This is a genomic window from Methylobacterium sp. Leaf465, assembly GCF_001424705.1.
In the GTDB taxonomy this organism is placed as follows: Bacteria; Pseudomonadota; Alphaproteobacteria; order Rhizobiales; family Beijerinckiaceae; genus Methylobacterium.
In genome coordinates, this window is record NZ_LMRA01000047.1 from 175,929 (window position 1) to 190,938 (window position 15,010).

The 15,010-nt window shown below is 68.3% G+C and carries 8 protein-coding genes, 1 tRNA gene and 1 pseudogene; 6 read left to right on the plus strand and 4 right to left on the minus strand.

Annotated elements, in window-relative coordinates; genetic code table 11:
- The first annotated feature begins 125 nt into the window (after positions 1-125).
- A complete protein-coding gene (locus ASG51_RS21680) occupies positions 126-1,469 on the plus strand; it encodes a dicarboxylate/amino acid:cation symporter (protein ID WP_056221902.1) in 1,344 nt (447 codons plus the stop codon).
- Between the two features lie 106 nt (positions 1,470-1,575).
- Here ASG51_RS21680 and ASG51_RS21685 read toward each other — a convergent pair whose 3' ends face one another.
- The 4 genes and pseudogenes from ASG51_RS21685 to glmU form a co-directional block, all read right to left on the minus strand.
- A complete protein-coding gene (locus ASG51_RS21685) occupies positions 1,576-2,013 on the minus strand; it encodes a type II toxin-antitoxin system VapC family toxin (protein WP_056221897.1) in 438 nt (145 codons plus the stop codon).
- Positions 2,010-2,249 carry a hypothetical protein gene (locus ASG51_RS21690; RefSeq protein WP_056221894.1) on the minus strand — a complete coding sequence of 80 codons (240 nt, stop codon included), beginning with the start codon at positions 2,247-2,249 and terminating at the stop codon, positions 2,010-2,012. The genes ASG51_RS21685 and ASG51_RS21690 overlap by 4 nt, the downstream gene beginning before the upstream one ends.
- 327 nt (positions 2,250-2,576) lie before the next feature.
- Positions 2,577-4,192 (minus strand): annotated as a pseudogene (locus ASG51_RS21695) (glutamine--fructose-6-phosphate aminotransferase); the annotation flags it as partial.
- A gap of 358 nt (positions 4,193-4,550) precedes the next feature.
- Positions 4,551-5,930, minus strand: a complete 1,380-nt coding sequence (gene glmU, locus ASG51_RS21700) for a bifunctional UDP-N-acetylglucosamine diphosphorylase/glucosamine-1-phosphate N-acetyltransferase GlmU (protein WP_244480000.1) — start codon at positions 5,928-5,930, stop codon at positions 4,551-4,553.
- Positions 5,931-6,328: 398 nt separating this feature from the next.
- Here glmU and ASG51_RS21705 point away from each other — a divergent pair, with 398 nt between their 5' ends.
- The 5 genes from ASG51_RS21705 to ASG51_RS24415 all read left to right on the plus strand — a co-directional run bounded on the left by ASG51_RS21705 (position 6,329) and on the right by ASG51_RS24415 (position 15,004).
- A complete protein-coding gene (locus ASG51_RS21705; RefSeq protein WP_056221885.1) occupies positions 6,329-7,921 on the plus strand; it encodes a glucan biosynthesis protein D in 1,593 nt (530 codons plus the stop codon).
- 53 nt (positions 7,922-7,974) lie between these two features.
- A complete protein-coding gene (mdoH, locus tag ASG51_RS21710) occupies positions 7,975-10,116 on the plus strand; it encodes a glucans biosynthesis glucosyltransferase MdoH (RefSeq protein WP_277996218.1) in 2,142 nt (713 codons plus the stop codon).
- 471 nt (positions 10,117-10,587) lie between these two features.
- Positions 10,588-10,677 (plus strand) — tRNA-Ser (locus ASG51_RS21715).
- A 962-nt stretch (positions 10,678-11,639) separates the two neighbouring features.
- Positions 11,640-12,938, plus strand: coding sequence for a hypothetical protein (locus tag ASG51_RS24410; RefSeq protein ID WP_347379764.1), 1,299 nt, complete (start codon positions 11,640-11,642; stop codon positions 12,936-12,938).
- A gap of 1,004 nt (positions 12,939-13,942) precedes the next feature.
- On the plus strand, positions 13,943-15,004 hold the full coding sequence (locus tag ASG51_RS24415; protein WP_156389813.1) for a hypothetical protein: 1,062 nt from the start codon (positions 13,943-13,945) through the stop codon (positions 15,002-15,004).
- Positions 15,005-15,010 lie beyond the last annotated feature (6 nt).

The window sequence follows — 15,010 nt, forward strand, 5'->3', positions numbered from 1 at the left end:
ACCCCTCCGGGGCGCGGCCGGGGGAGGCCGGACCCCTCGGCGCAAGAGCAAGAGAGCGCGGACGCGGGACGCCGTCCCCGAGCCGCGCCGGCATCGTTCGAGAGACCCACCGGGAGAACGCCATCATGGCCGCTGTACCATCGCCCCTCACCGCGCCCCACGCGCCGCCCCAGCCCAAGCCGATCTACCGGACCCTGTATTTCCAGGTGCTCGTCGCCGTGGCGATCGGCATCGCCCTCGGTCACTTCTACCCGCAGGTCGGCGCGGACATGAAGCCGCTCGGCGACGCCTTCATCAAGCTCGTCAAGATGATCATCGCGCCGGTGATCTTCCTCACCGTGGTGTCCGGCATCGCCGGCATGACCAACCTGGAGAAGGTCGGCCGCGTCGGCGGCAAGGCGCTGATCTACTTCATCACCTTCTCGACCCTGGCGCTGATCGTCGGCCTGATCGTGGCGAACCTCGTCCAGCCGGGCGCGGGCATGCACATCGATCCGAAGTCGCTCGATCCGAAGTCGATCGCGATGTACGCCGACAAGGCCAAGACGCAGACGATCACCGACTTCCTGATGAACATCATCCCGACCACGGCGGTGGGGGCGTTCTCGGGCGGCGAGATCCTCCAGGTGCTGTTCTTCTCGGTGCTGTTCGGCTTCGGGCTCGCCTTCCTGGGCGACCGCGGCAAGCCGGTCCTCGACATCATCAAGGTGCTGTCGGAAGCCATCTTCGGCGTCGTCAACATCATCATGAAGGTCGCCCCCATCGGCGCCTTCGGCGCCATGGCCTTCACCATCGGCAAGTACGGCATCGCCTCGCTCGCCAACCTCGCCTACCTGGTCGGCGCCTTCTACCTGACCTCGGCGATCTTCGTCCTCGGCGTGCTGGGCCTCGTCGCCCGCTACAACGGCTTCTCGATCCTCAAGCTCATCCGCTACATCAAGGAAGAGCTGATGCTGGTGCTCGGCACCTCGTCCTCCGAGTCCGCCCTGCCCTCGCTCCTCGAGAAGATGGAGCGCGCCGGCTGCTCGAAGCCCGTGGTCGGCCTCGTGGTCCCCACCGGCTACTCGTTCAACCTCGACGGCACCAACATCTACATGACGATGGCGGCGCTGTTCATCGCGCAGGCCACGGACACGCCCCTCACCTACGGCGAGCAGGGCCTCCTGCTCCTCGTGGCGATGCTGTCCTCCAAGGGCGCGGCCGGCGTCACCGGCTCGGGGTTCATCACCCTGGCGGCGACCCTCGCGGTGGTGCCCTCGGTGCCGGTCGTCGGCATGGCGCTGATCCTCGGCGTCGACCGCTTCATGTCCGAGTGCCGCGCGCTCACCAACTTCATCGGCAACGCGGTGGCCTGCATCGTGGTCGCCCGCTGGGAGGGCGAGGTCGACGACGTCAAGCTCGCGGCGGCGCTCGGCGGCAACCCGATGCCCCTCGACTCGGAGCTCCCGGCCCTGCAGCCGGCCGAGTGAGGCGACACGGGACCGGGCGCGCGGCGCCCGGTCCTCCTTCGTCAGGTCGAGCGTCGGACCGATCAGGGCCTGGCACCGTGGACAGGATCCGCGACGGCCGGCGTCCCTACACGGCGGGACCGCCTTCCCGCGAGGCCGGGTCGAGCCAGTTGACCACGCGCAGGTCGGCGACGCGTTCGAATTCGCGCAGATTGTCCGTCACCAGGGTTCGATTCAGCGCGAGGGCATGGGCGGCGATCAGCATGTCCATGGCGCCGATCGTCCTGCCCTCGCGCTCCAGCGTCGCTCGGATGGTGCCGTAGGCGTGCGCGCAGTCGGAGGCGTAGGGGACGATCTCGATGTTGCGCAGGGCACGCTCTACCTTGTCACGCAGGAGCGTCGAGCCCTTGCGCTCGACGCCGTAGCGCATCTCGCTCGCCACGATCGCGCTCGTGCAGATGGTGTCCTGGCCGACCCGGGCGATCATGCCCAGGACGGCGCTGTCTCTGCCCGCCCGGATGATCTCGGAGAGGATGTTGGTGTCAAGCAGGTAGCGCTCGCTCATCGCTCCACGGGCTCTGCGGGACGATCCGGGATCGGGTCCATCGCATCGTCCGGCGGCAGAGGTGGCTCATCCTTGAAGGCGGCCAGCAGCCCGATCTCACCCAGAGGCTCGATCTCGAGATTGCCGTTCGGCAGCCGGCGGATGCGCGCGCTCGTGCCGGGAAGCTCGAACCCGCGCGGAATGCGCAGCGCCTGATTGCGGCCGCTTCGGAATAGGCTCGCCGTCTTTCCGTCCATGAAACCCTCCCATGACGATCCCTTGCAGGAACATCCCGGTGGACCGTCGCAGGGGCCTGTGCCGGCGAGCATAGGCCCGTGGCAGGGGGCTGGCCACTGGCGGTCTTCGGTCCGCCGTGCCCGTCGCGGTTCCGAAGGGCCGGCCCGCACCCGCCTCCCCCATCACGGACCTATTCCACCGTGACGGATTTGGCGAGGTTGCGCGGCTGGTCGACGTCTTTGCCCATGAAGACGGCGGTGTGGTAGGCGATGAGCTGGATCGGCACCGCGNAATCCGGAGAATTGCGCCGTCTCGGCCATCGCCCTGCGCTTCAGCCCATCACGGACCTATTCCACCGTGACGGATTTGGCGAGGTTGCGCGGCTGGTCGACGTCTTTGCCCATGAAGACGGCGGTGTGGTAGGCGATGAGCTGGATCGGCACCGCGTAGACGATGGGGGCCACCACCGGGTCGAGGTCGGGCATCGTCACGGTGGCCATGGTGTCGAGGCCGGCCGCGGCCGCGCCCTTGGCGTCGCCGATCAGGATGATGCGCCCRCCGCGGGCGGCCACCTCCTGCATGTTCGACACCGTCTTCTCGAAGATCGCGTCGTGGGGCGCGATCACGATSACCGGCACGCTCTCGTCGATGAGGGCGATGGGGCCGTGCTTGAGTTCACCCGCCGCATAACCTTCCGCGTGGATGTAGCTGATTTCCTTGAGCTTCAGGGCGCCTTCCAGCGCCATCGGGTARCTGGTGCCGCGCCCCAGGTAGAGCACGTCGCGGGCCTTGGCGACCTCGCGGGCCAGCAGCTCGATTTCGCCCTCCAGCTTGGTCGCGTCGGCCATCAGGCCCGGCACGGTGATCAGCGCGTCGACGAGGCGGCGCTCCGCCTCGGCGCTCAGGGCGCCGCGGGCCCGGCCCGCCGCGATGGCGAGGCACAGCAGCACGGTGAGCTGGCACGAGAACGCCTTGGTGGAGGCGACGCCGATCTCTCCGAGGCGACGTCGATCTCGACGGGCAGGCGCGCCAGGCTCTCGAACCAGTACTTGGCCACGAGGCCGGCATAGTAGGCGGTGCCGCAGGCGGTGATCGAGATCCGCGAGAGCGCGGCGAAGTCGAAGGGCAGGGGTTCGGGCAGGGCCACGCGGCCGTTGGCGAGGTCGACGTAATGGGCCAGCGTCCGGCCCACCACCTCGGGCTGCTCGTGGATCTCCTTGGCCATGAAGTGGCRGTGGTTGCCCTTCTCCACCCGATAGGCCTGGGCGACGATGCGCTGGCGCTCGCGGGTGACGGGCCGTCCGTCCGGGTCGCGGATCTCGGCGCCCGCGCGCGACAGGATCGCCCAGTCGCCCTCGTCGAGATAGGTGATCTCCTGGGTGAAGGGSGCCAGCGCCAGGGCGTCCGAGCCGAGATAGGTCTCRCCCTCSCCGWASCCGATGGCCAGCGGCGCCCCGTGGCGGGCGCCGATGAGGAGGTCGTCGTGGCCGGTGAAGATGAAGCCCAGGGCGAAGGCCCCGTGCAGGCGCGGCAGGCAGGCCGCCACCGCCTCGACCGGCCCCAGGCCCCCCTCCATCGCGTGGCTGACGAGCTGGGCCACCACCTCGGTGTCGGTCTCGCTCTCGAAGCGCACGCCCTGGCCCTGCAGCTCGGCCTTCAGCGCRCGAAAATTCTCGATGATGCCGTTGTGCACGACGGCGACGCGCGTCGTGGCGTGCGGATGGGCGTTGGTCTCGTTGGGCCGCCCGTGGGTCGCCCAGCGGGTGTGGCCGATGCCGAGGCTGCCGCCGAGCGGCGCGTCGCGCAGGCGCATCTCCAGGTTGGCGAGCTTGCCCTCGGCGCGCCGGCGCTCCAGGTGCCCCTCCGTCAGGGTGGCGATGCCGGCCGAGTCGTAGCCGCGATATTCGAGCCGGCGCAGGGCTTCCACCAGCTGCCCGGCCACGGCGTCCCGTCCGACGATGCCNCAGGGTGGCGATGCCGGCCGAGTCGTAGCCGCGATATTCGAGCCGGCGCAGGGCTTCCACCAGCTGCCCGGCCACGGCGTCCCGTCCGACGATGCCAACGATTCCGCACATGGGTCTGGGTCTCTCAGGTGTTTCTCAGATGCCCGGCGCGAGGCCCGGACGCGGTCGCATGCGTCCGGGCTTGTACCGGATCGGGACAGGGGCGCGCCAGCCGCGTGACCCGGCGGCCGCCAAGCCTGCTTCGGAGCCGGCCAAGCCCGCTTCGGTCAGCCAAGCCCGCCTCGGCCAGCCAAGCCCGCCCCGGAGCCTGCGCCGACAATCCTGAACGCGGGCTTTCAGCACACGCCCGCGTCGGCCTCACGGCTTCGGTTTCGTGGCCCGCGCCGCCTTCTCCGCCTGCAGGGCCGCGCGCTTGCCCGGCGCCCAGCCGGCCAGGTTGCGCTGGCGACCGCGCGACACCGCCAGGGCGTCGTCCGGCACGTCCCCGGCGATCACCGAGCCGGCGCCCACGATGGCGCCCGCGCCGACGCGGACGGGCGCCACCAGGGCGGTGTTCGAGCCGATGAAGGCCCCCGCCCCGATCTGCGTCCGGTGCTTGTTCACCCCGTCGTAGTTGCAGGTGATGGTGCCGGCCCCGAGATTGGCCCCCGCCCCGACCTCGGCGTCGCCCACGTAGGTCAGGTGGTTCGCCTTGGCGCCGGCGCCCATCCGGGCGTTCTTCACCTCGACGAAGTTGCCGATGCGGGCGCCGGTCTCCAGCACCGCCCCCGGGCGCAGGCGGGCATAGGGGCCGATCTGGACGCCGGGCTCAAGCGTGGCGCCCTCCAGATGCGAGAAGCTGTGCACCACGCAGGCCTCGCCCACCGTCACATGGGGCCCGAACACCACGTGAGGTTCCACCACAACGTCCCGTCCCAACACCGTGTCGATGCTGAAGAAAACCGTCTCCGGCGCGATCAGGGTCGCCCCCGCCGCCATGGCCGCCCGGCGCAGGCGCCCCTGGATCTCGGCCTCGGCCACGGAGAGCTGGATCCGGTCGTTGACCCCCTGCGCCTCGGCCTCCGACACCGGCACCACCGCGACGGGCAGGCCGTCCGCCACCGCCAGGGCGACGGCGTCGGGCAGGTAGTATTCGCCCGCCGCGTTGGCGTTGCCGATGCGGGTGAGGAGGGGCAGCGCATGGGGGCCCGACAGGGCCATCAGGCCGGCATTGCACAGGGTGACGGCGCGCTCGGCCGCGCTCGCGTCCTTCTCCTCGCGGATCGCCAGGACGCGGTCCCCCTCCGTCAGCACCCGGCCGTAGCCGGTGGGATTCGGGCTCTCGAAGGCCAGCACCGCCACGGCCGCGCCCTGCGCCAGGGGCGCGCGCAGGCGCGCGAGGGTGTCGGCGGTGATCAGCGGCGTGTCGCCGAAGGCGATCACCACGTCGTCGTCGCCCGCCTCCAGGGCGGCACGGGCGGCCAGCACCGCGTGCGCGGTGCCGAGGCGCTCGGCCTGGGGGTAGACCGCCGCGCCGGGCGCCAGGGCGGCGATCTCGCGGGCGACCGCGTCTTGGCCCGGCTCCGCCACCACGGCGATGCGGGTCGCCCCGGCCCCCTGCGCGGCGGCCAGCACGTGCCCGAGCAGGGTCCGGCCGGCGACCCGGTGCAGCACCTTCGGCAGGTCCGAGCGCATCCGCGTGCCCTTGCCGGCGGCGAGCACGATGGCGGTGAGGCTGCGGTCTGCGTTCCTGGTCATCTGATCCGTCATCGAGGGTTCCGCCGCGGGTCGCGCTGTCGCTCGGGTCAAGCTGGTGCCCGGGTCAAGCTGGTGCTCTTGCGGGTGCTCTTGCGCGGGCTAAAGCGCCGATGGGGCTGTTTCAAGTCCGGGCTCGAACGGCATGGGCTTCATCGGTCCGGACCTCGTGCAGGGTCTCCGGCAGTATCGGTCGGGTCACAGGACCTGTCGGGCAAGCTTTGGCCCGGCCCGGACCGAACGGAAACGCGCCCTTCGGCGTTGACCGGCGCGGTTCGGGAGGGCTTAACCCCCGGTTCAGGGCCCGGCATGGTAGACACGACCGACGCTCGACCTCCGCGAGCCCCCCACATCGACGCCCTCGCCTTTCTCCGCGCGCCCCCGCCGACCCCACGGACCTGATGACGCCGCCGAACCCGGATTTCCTCGACGCCCCGTCCGCCAGCGGCCCGACCCGCTGCACCGGCCCGAGCCGCCGCACCGTCCTCCGGCAGGCCGGCCTCGCGACGCTTGCCGGCGGTCTCGCGGCCCTGCCGGGGGCCGCCGCCGCCGACGAGGCCCCCGCCCTGCCCGCCGACGGCACGCCGTTCCAGCCGGGCCTCGTCACCGATCTCGCCCGGGCCCTGGCCAGGCGCCCCTACGCGGCCCCCCGCATCGACGACCTGCCGGACGCCCTGACGGGCCTCAACCGTGAGCAGTACGCCGCCATCCGCACCCGGCCCGGCAGCGCGGTCTGGGCCGAGGCGGGCTTGGGCTTCACCCTGGAGCCCCTGCATCGCGGCTCGGTCTTCCGCTCCCGCGTGGCGCTGGCCCTGGTGGAGGAGGGCACCGTGCGCGCCCTGCCCTACGATCCGGCCCGGTTCGAGACGGAGGGCGTCGCCCTCCCGGCCTTCAAGGACGACCCCGGCTATTCGGGCTTCCGCATCCGCGCCCGCTTCCGCGGCGGGGAGCTCAGCGACTTCGCGATGGTCCAGGGGGCGTCGTTCTTCCGCCTCCTGGCCACCGGCCAGGGCTTCGGCGTCACGGCCCGGGCCCTGACCCTGCGCCCGGCCGACGCGAAGGGCGAGGAATTCCCCGAATTCCGCGCGATCTGGATCGAGCGGCCCGGCCCCGGCGGCCCCCTCGTCCTGCACGCCCTGGTGGATTCGCCCTCCGCCGCGGCGGCCCTGCGCATGAGCCTGCGCCCCGGCGACGCCTCCCTCTGCGACGTCGAGGGCACGGTCTTCGCCCGCGCGGCCATCGACCATCTGGGCCTCGGGGGCATGACCACGAGCTACCTGTTCGGCCCCCACGACCGGCGCGGGGCGGACGACGCCCGCGCGGGCGCCTCCGCCAGCGGCGGCCTGCAGATCCGCACCGGCGCCGGCGAGGCGATCTGGCGCCCGGTGCGCAATCCCCAGACCCTGCAGATCTCCTCCTTCCTCGACGAGAACCCGAAGGGCTTCGGCCTGATGCAGCGGGCGCGGGACTACGCCGCCTTCCAGGACGACGTGCAGCACTGGGAATGGCGCCCCTCCCTCTGGCTCGAGCCCCTCGGCGCCTGGGGCCCGGGGGCGGTGACCCTGCTGGAGATCCCGAGCGATTCCGAGTTCAACGAGAACGTGCTCGCCTATTGGCGCCCCAAGGCGACCCTGGCGGCCGGGGCCGAGATGCCCTTCAGCTACCGCCAGCACTGGTGCTGGCAGCCCCCCGAGCCGCCGAAGGTCGCCCTGGTCTCGGGCACGCGCAGCGGGCGCGGCGGCGACAACCGCCGCCTGTTCCTGGTGGACTTCACCGGCGCGGGCATCGCCGCCCCCGGGGACCTCCAGACCCAGCTCGGCGCGGCCTCCGGTGCGATCCCGTCGAGCACCCTCTACCGCTACCCCGAGCGCGACACCCTGCGGGTGGCCTTCGAGCTCGACCCGAAGGGCGAGAAGTCCTGCGAGCTGCGGCTCAACCTGCAGCGCGGCGGCATCCCCCTCACCGAAACCTGGCTCTACCGTTGGACCCCGTGACCGCATCCCCCCTCTCCCCCGACGCTGCGGCTCCGGCCGCCGCGGCCCGTCCCGTGGATCCGGCCGCCCCGGCCCGTCCGGCCCCCCGGCCCTTCGCCGCCGCGATGCCCCCCGAGGCGCCGCTGCCGATGCCCGTGCAGGACCTGGAGCATTGGGACCCGGCCGACGGCCACCGCCCGGCCGCGCGCCACGCCCAGCCCTGGCTCGCCCGCGCCTTCGTCTTCGGCGGGGCGGCGCTGCTCACCGCCTACGGCGCGATGCAGATGTACGAGGTGGTGGCGGTCTCGGGCGGCACCACGGCGCTGCAATACGTGCTGCTCGCCCTCTTCACCCTGAACTTCTCCTGGATCGCGCTGGCCTTCACCGGCGCGATCCTGGGCTTCCTCGTCCTTCTGCGCCGCGGAACGACCCCGGCCCTGCCGGCGCGTCTGGCCACCCGCACCGCGGTGGTGATGCCGGTCTACAACGAGGCCACCGCGCGCACCTTCGCGGCCATCGAGGCGATGCGCGCCGAGATCGACGCCACGGGCCTGGGCGAGGCCTTCGACTACTTCGTCCTGTCGGATTCGACCCAGGGCGACGCCTGGATCGCCGAGGAGCGCGCCTTCCTCGAGCTCCGGGCCCGCTGGGGCGGCGCACGGGCGCGGCTGTACTACCGCCATCGCGCCAAGAACCACCACCGCAAGGCCGGCAACATCGGTGACTTCGTCTCCCGCTGGGGGGGCGCCTACGACCACATGCTGGTCCTCGACGCCGACAGCCTGATGACCGGCTCCTGCGTGGTGCATCTGGCCGCCGCCATGGAGGCGGACCCGGATGCCGGCATCATCCAGTCGCTGCCGCTCATCATCAACCGCAACACCCTGTTCGCCCGGGTCCAGCAATTCGCCGCGCGGATCTACGGGCCGGTGATCGCCACGGGCCTCTCCGTCTGGTCGGGCCGCGACGGCAACTACTGGGGCCACAACGCCATCATCCGCACCCGCGCCTTCGCGGCGGCCTGCGGCCTGCCCGACCTGAAGGGCAAGCCGCCCTTCGGCGGGCACGTGCTCAGCCACGACTTCGTGGAGGCGGCCCTGATCCGGCGGGCCGGCTGGAGCGTGACCATGCTGCCGGCGCTGCCCGGCTCCTACGAGGAGAGCCCGCCCTCGCTCATCGACGTGGCGGTGCGCGACCGGCGCTGGGCGCAAGGAAACCTCCAGCACAGCCGCATCATCGGCACGGCGGGGCTGGCCCTCGCCTCCCGCCAGCACTTCGCCACCGGCATCGCCGGCTACGTCGCCTCGCCCCTGTGGCTGGCCCAGCTCGTGGTCGGTATCGCCCTGGTGCTCCAGACCGCCTATGTGCGGCCGGAATACTTCACCTCCGAGTTCGGCCTCTACCCGGTCTGGCCGCGCTTCGATCCCGTGCGCGCGCTCCAGCTCTTCGGCCTGACCATGGGCATCCTGCTGGCGCCGAAGTTTCTGGGACTGGGCCTCGCCCTGATCGACGGACCCGTGCGCCGGGCCTGCGGCGGCGCGGTCCGCCTCGTGCTGTCGAGCCTGATCGAGATCCTGCTCTCGGCCCTGATCGCCCCGATCGCGATGCTGATCCAGTCGGGCTCGGTGTTCCAGATCCTGCTCGGGCGCGACACCGGCTGGAACCCGCAGCGGCGCGACGACGGCTCGATCCCCTGGTCCGACATCGTGCGCCGCCACCGCTGGCACATGGCGCTCGGCCTGGTCACGGGGGTGGCGGCCTTCGCCATCGCCACCTCGCTGTTCCTGTGGATGTCGCCCACCATCCTGGGCCTCGTCCTGGCGATTCCCATCTCCTGGGCGAGCGGCCAGCTCGGCCTCGGGCTGGCCCTGCGGCGCCTCGGCCTGCTGATGACCCCGGAGGAGCGTGACCCCCCCGCCATCGCCGTGCAGGCCGGGGCCCTGAGCCGGCGCAACGCCGAGGCGGGCCTCGACGACGCGGATGCGCTCAGTGCCCTCCACGCCGATGCGGACCTCGCCGCGGCCCACGCGGCGATGCTGCCCGAGACCGCCCCCCGCCCGCGTGGGGTCATCGACCCCGACCGGGCGCTGGCCCAGGCCAAGGTGGTGGAGGCGGAGGGCATCGCCGAGGCCCGGGCCTGGCTGACGCCGAAGGAGCGCATGGCCCTCCTGCACGACCGCGCCCTCCTCGACCGCCTCACCCGCCTGGCACCCTGAGCCCGCGCCGTCCGGCCTGACCGCACCGCGGCGCCGGCGGTGACGCGCGCCGCTGGGCCCGACCGGGGTTTCTCGTTTCAATCCCGGCCTCTCGTCACCGCGGCCGGCCCCCACGCCTTTGCTGCTGGAATACCAAGTGGCAGGATACGGCGTTCCACCCAGGAACACCGAGGAACGCCTTCACCCGCCCGGCCCAGCCGCGGCGGGTTTTTCGGGCGTGGACGATGGCGGCGGCGACAGGGGTATCGGGGCGGACGGGCGACGCGCCGATCGCGCCGAAGCCCTCGGGCGACCGGGCTTGCGCCATCCCGCTCCACCGGGCGGCGCAAGGGCGGGCCCCGCGGCGACGGTTGACGCCGCCCCGCGGGCAGCCATAGACAGGATCGTCGGTTCGAACGAGGGCGAACAGGAGCGGCGGGTCCGGGCCCGGTGCTTCCGCGGCGGCGAAGTCTCTCGCTCCCGCATGGGCTTGGAAGGGTGGCCGAGTGGTTTAAGGCAGCGGTCTTGAAAACCGCCGTAGGCGCAAGTCTACCGTGGGTTCGAATCCCACCCCTTCCGCCAATCTTTGCGCTAAGTTCGTGTGAGGGTTGATTTTTTTTAGGACAGGACCCTCACACACCACATTGGCCCCCACATAATGAGCTGGCTTGCTTAGGACGGTTTTGGATTAGGCGAGACACCGTGCAATCGCCCTGAGGGGGGCGATACGTCATTTGCTGTTACAGCTATCCTGCATGCCACGGGTGTTTCCCTAGCTGGCTCGACGTAGCCCTTCGTGTTTTGCACTGGAAGCTTGCAGCTGATCGCGGGGTGGATCGCATCACTGATCGATTATGCCCGATGCAAGCGCAGGCTCCCGCCAAGTGTGAGGTCGCTACATTAGATCGCAATCCCGGTGGCCGGATTGAGACGCGCCCAGTTGACATGGAGCGACCTTCTCATGGGCGGTGCAGGGCATGTCGACCGTGTAGGCGATGTAGACTGTGCAAACCATGTAGGACTGGGTGTGTCCTGGGGGCGAATCAACTTCCTCTTTTGGGCTTGGTATTTGGCTGCCATCGCTCCGATAGTTAGGTCCATTATTCCGATCGGCTCTGACCTTGATGCTTCCGCAGAGGCTGAAAACGCTGTTGGCGGAGTATTAAAATGCTACTGGGATAAAAATTCGTCTGTCGAACCGATTTATTTGCAGGCCAAGCTAGTTTTAACCTAAATGCAAAGCAGGGTATGCCAGATGAGTGCTGTCTTTCGGTGTGGGTTGCCGCTGCCGGGGGCACTGCTAGCTTCCGCCGAGAGCTGTCGGCCGGCGTAGTTCGCTACTTTGCGCTGCGGAACACCTTCTACTCCTCCCATGGTGGATTCGACCCCGCGGCGTGTCAGGGGGTGTACTCCGCGCGTGTCCACTCCAATTGTTGGGCATGCGCTGATCCGACCTGATGCGATCCTAGCGAACTAAACTTCTCGGATCGTCTGGGAAGAGGAAGTTGGCCCGCACCTCTGCGGGTGTCCGGAGCTTCCTGTCCATGTCAATCTCGCTCAGTACGTCGTCTCCTAGTGCCCCTCTATCATCATCCCTAGCGCCCTCCGCCAGCCTGGAGGGCAGTTCATCAGCGCTCAACACCGCTATCACCCCGGCAGACGCCCTGTGCGTCGTACCCTTCGTGCCTGAACCGGTGCTGCGGCAGCATCATGCCTTCGTCGCCTCCGACACCCGCTTTACCGCCGCCTGCCGGCTCTTGGCCGCACTCTGGCGCCAGGACCAGCGCTTACCCTGCGGGACTCATACGCCGGGCTCGCGACGGAGGGCGGTACAAGCTTCGTCCGCCACCCCGCTTCCAAAAGCCATCCGCCTCGGCTCACGCCTGTCGCCGGCCGCAGCCCGGGCTGGGGCGACCTTCCTCAGTCCTGAGATCGCCGCCTATGCCCGGGAGGCCTTGCTGTTTCGTGAGCCCGGCAGCCTGTGGGAGGAGGGTCGCCTTTGGGGCAACCTACTCTCCAGCCAAGCCCTGACCCTCAACCTGCTGGCCCCGCTGGCCCAAGATCTCGATCTCGCCAGTGGGGTCTGGCGCCGCTTGCTCCCAGGCTTCGTCAACACCGTCTCTGACCTGCGCTTTGAGCACAGCCCCGGTCGGCGCGGGCCGGATTACTTCGGCGACGGCACCGCCTTCGATGTCTTGCTCGACGTTGTCACCCCAGATGGTGAGCCCGCGATCGTCGCCGTAGAGGTCAAGTACGTCGAGGGAATGAACGGACCCACGCCCACGCCGCGGCCCTGCTACGCCGAGACCACCCGGGCCAGCGGCCTCTTCATCGATCCTGATGCTGCCTCGCTGATGCAACCTGGTTTTGAGCAACTGCGGCGCGAGCACGTTCTCACGCAGCTGATGGTACAACAGGGCCTTGCCCCCCGGGCCCACTTCGTCCTGCTCGGTCCCGCCCTGAACCGACGGGTCCATGCTGTCGGCAAGCTCTACGCCAACGAGCTACGCCACGCCGATACGGATGCCGCAGCGGATCGCGTCGGCTTCAGCACGTTGACGTTAGAGGCGGTGGTCGCCGCGCTGGCCGTCGCCGGGGCAAAGGAACTCGCTGCGTCGTTCACCGCCCGTTACCTCGATCTGACCCGGGTCGTGCGCTGCGTGCTCGACCGGCCCCCGTCAGAGCTGCCGGCACGTCGCTCCGGCCGCCGACCTTCGTCAGTCCCGCCAACGGCGTCGGCAACAACAGCAACCGCTGCAGCCTGCATGACGACCTCCGTACGGCAGCGATCACACAAGCTATCCGGCGGCAAAAAGCGCCGCGCCGCACCAGTCAAGTCGTAGCGTCCAGAACGTCTAGGAGCCCCCCGGGGCCCGTAGTGGCCCCGGGGCTAGGGGGGGGGTGCCAGGGTCGGCAGTCCAATGGCCGTGGGACGCCAATTTTGCGGCTTTGAAGCACCATTGACGCCCACGCCCGCTCCACGGGGTCCACGTAGTGGGATNTGCCAGGGTCGGCAGTCCAATGGCCGTGGGACGCCAATTTTGCGGCTTTGAAGCACCATTGACGCCCACGCCCGCTCCACGGGGTCCACGTAGTGGGATCAAAAACGGGCAGCCCTTGGCAGCACGAGAGACGTCGACCAAACGCTACAGGTTCTCGTTCACAAAGCGGCGGCTGGAGCTGGCGAGAGCTGGTCGGTCACGCCTATCTTCGTGCACCCCCCGGAGGGGAAGAAGAAGGCCGGCAAGTCCCCCTTCCCCTTCTCCCCTCTCGCTGCCGCCGTGCGGTCCGGCCGGTGGCAACTCCGACGTCCGCTTCCGCTGCTGCTCCTGCCCCTGCTTCGTCCTGCCTGTCCTCCGAACTGCTGGCTGCTGCCTTCAGTCCGAGCTGGCCGGCTTCGGTACAGGCCGCCCGTTTTGCTCGTCCGACCGAAAGCTGCCAGCGAACATCCTGGTGCTGATCTCCTGGCTGCTGCCTTCAGTCCGAGCTGGCCGGCTTCGGTACAGGCCGCCCGTTTTGCTCGTCCGACCGAAAGCTGCCAGCGAACATCCTGGTGCTGACCTCCTCATTGAAACACTCGACACGGGCTTCCTGAATCGCGGAGCAGCCGAACGAATCGGTAGGAGCCTTCGATATTGATTTGGCACGACGTCAGCATGTTATGGCCCCTCTAGCTGTATGGACCATCACCGCGGGCCGGATCGAAACCGACAGTGTTTTCCACTGTCGCGAATACCCCAATTGCTGGATCATTGATGTATTTATATCACAACCATCCGGTTAATCCTCCGATACTTGATTTTGACTGGGTCGCATAAGAGACCCCCTGATCAGGTTGTGCTAAATATTGATCCTTGAGACGCGGGGGATTGTTTTGCAGTCGTTAGCGCGGGTCATAATCTGCATTGCTTCAGTCTGTTCGCTTGCTGGATGCAACGATACAGAGCGGGGCTACCTCAACGAGGGTGCCGGTATCTCACTGTTCGCCGACGGGGGAGCGCACCAGTCGCAGCTACAAGAGATCTACCTTGGAAATATCTGCCGCCAAGCCAATCTTTTGACTGCGGTTCAGGGCGAGGCTACCTACTGTGATTTCAGTCATATGGGGTCTGCGGAGTGGTCGCTCCTTGTTCAGACTGGGATGAATGATATCGATGCTAGATGCGACGGATATCTAGCTTGGCTGGACAGCAGACGTCGTTCAACATCCATAATTCAACAGCAGTTACTGGATACGCAGACAGCCGTTAACGCCCTTATGATTGCAACGCAGGCAGGCGGACAAGCAATCTCCATTGCCGGTGCGTCCCTTGGTTTCGCCTCTCACACTTTCACAAACATCAATAGTCGGCTTTTATTTGAAATCGAGCAATCAACTGTTCAAGCTGTAGTCTTGAGTCGGCAGAATCAGTTTCGCACTGCCCTGCCACGCCATATCGACAACAAGGCTGCTGCCATCTATGCTCTAAGATCCTATTTGCGTCTCTGCATGCCCATGACTATTGAAACGCAAATTAACACAACGATTAAGCTTTATGAGCGCGCGGGGCTCGATGCTTTGGCTGATGCTCAGGCTTCTCCGCTGGTCGATTCCCGGCGAGTACGCAGCGCAGTAATTGCAGATGCCGCGGTACCTATGTCCCGCCCGCAAAGAGCGACACGCGTGCCGGAATCAGTCAGGCGCGGTGACTTTGAGCTGAGCCTTCGTCATCAAAAAATTCGATCATACCGTGCATTTCTTAAGCTTCCTTGTGATGGTGGTTTCACGGCAGAGGTCCGCTCCGGGATCCTGAGTTACTTAAATACAAATAGCCTGAAAGATCAAAATTTCCCGCATGAGATTACGGGAACGGATGATCGCAGATTAAGAAGTCAAAGTGGGTTCGTCGAGAGCTGTGTCACTAATTGATGCAAA

Coding starts and splice junctions, on each gene's coding strand:
- ASG51_RS21680 (WP_056221902.1), top strand. CDS start 126: ATGGCCGCTGTACCATCGCCCCTCACCGCGCCCCACGCGCCGCCCCAG.
- ASG51_RS21685 (WP_056221897.1), bottom strand. CDS start 2,013: ATGAGCGAGCGCTACCTGCTTGACACCAACATCCTCTCCGAGATCATC.
- ASG51_RS21690 (WP_056221894.1), bottom strand. CDS start 2,249: ATGGACGGAAAGACGGCGAGCCTATTCCGAAGCGGCCGCAATCAGGCG.
- glmU (WP_244480000.1), bottom strand. CDS start 5,930: ATGACCAGGAACGCAGACCGCAGCCTCACCGCCATCGTGCTCGCCGCC.
- ASG51_RS21705 (WP_056221885.1), top strand. CDS start 6,329: ATGACGCCGCCGAACCCGGATTTCCTCGACGCCCCGTCCGCCAGCGGC.
- ASG51_RS24410 (WP_347379764.1), top strand. CDS start 11,640: ATGTCAATCTCGCTCAGTACGTCGTCTCCTAGTGCCCCTCTATCATCA.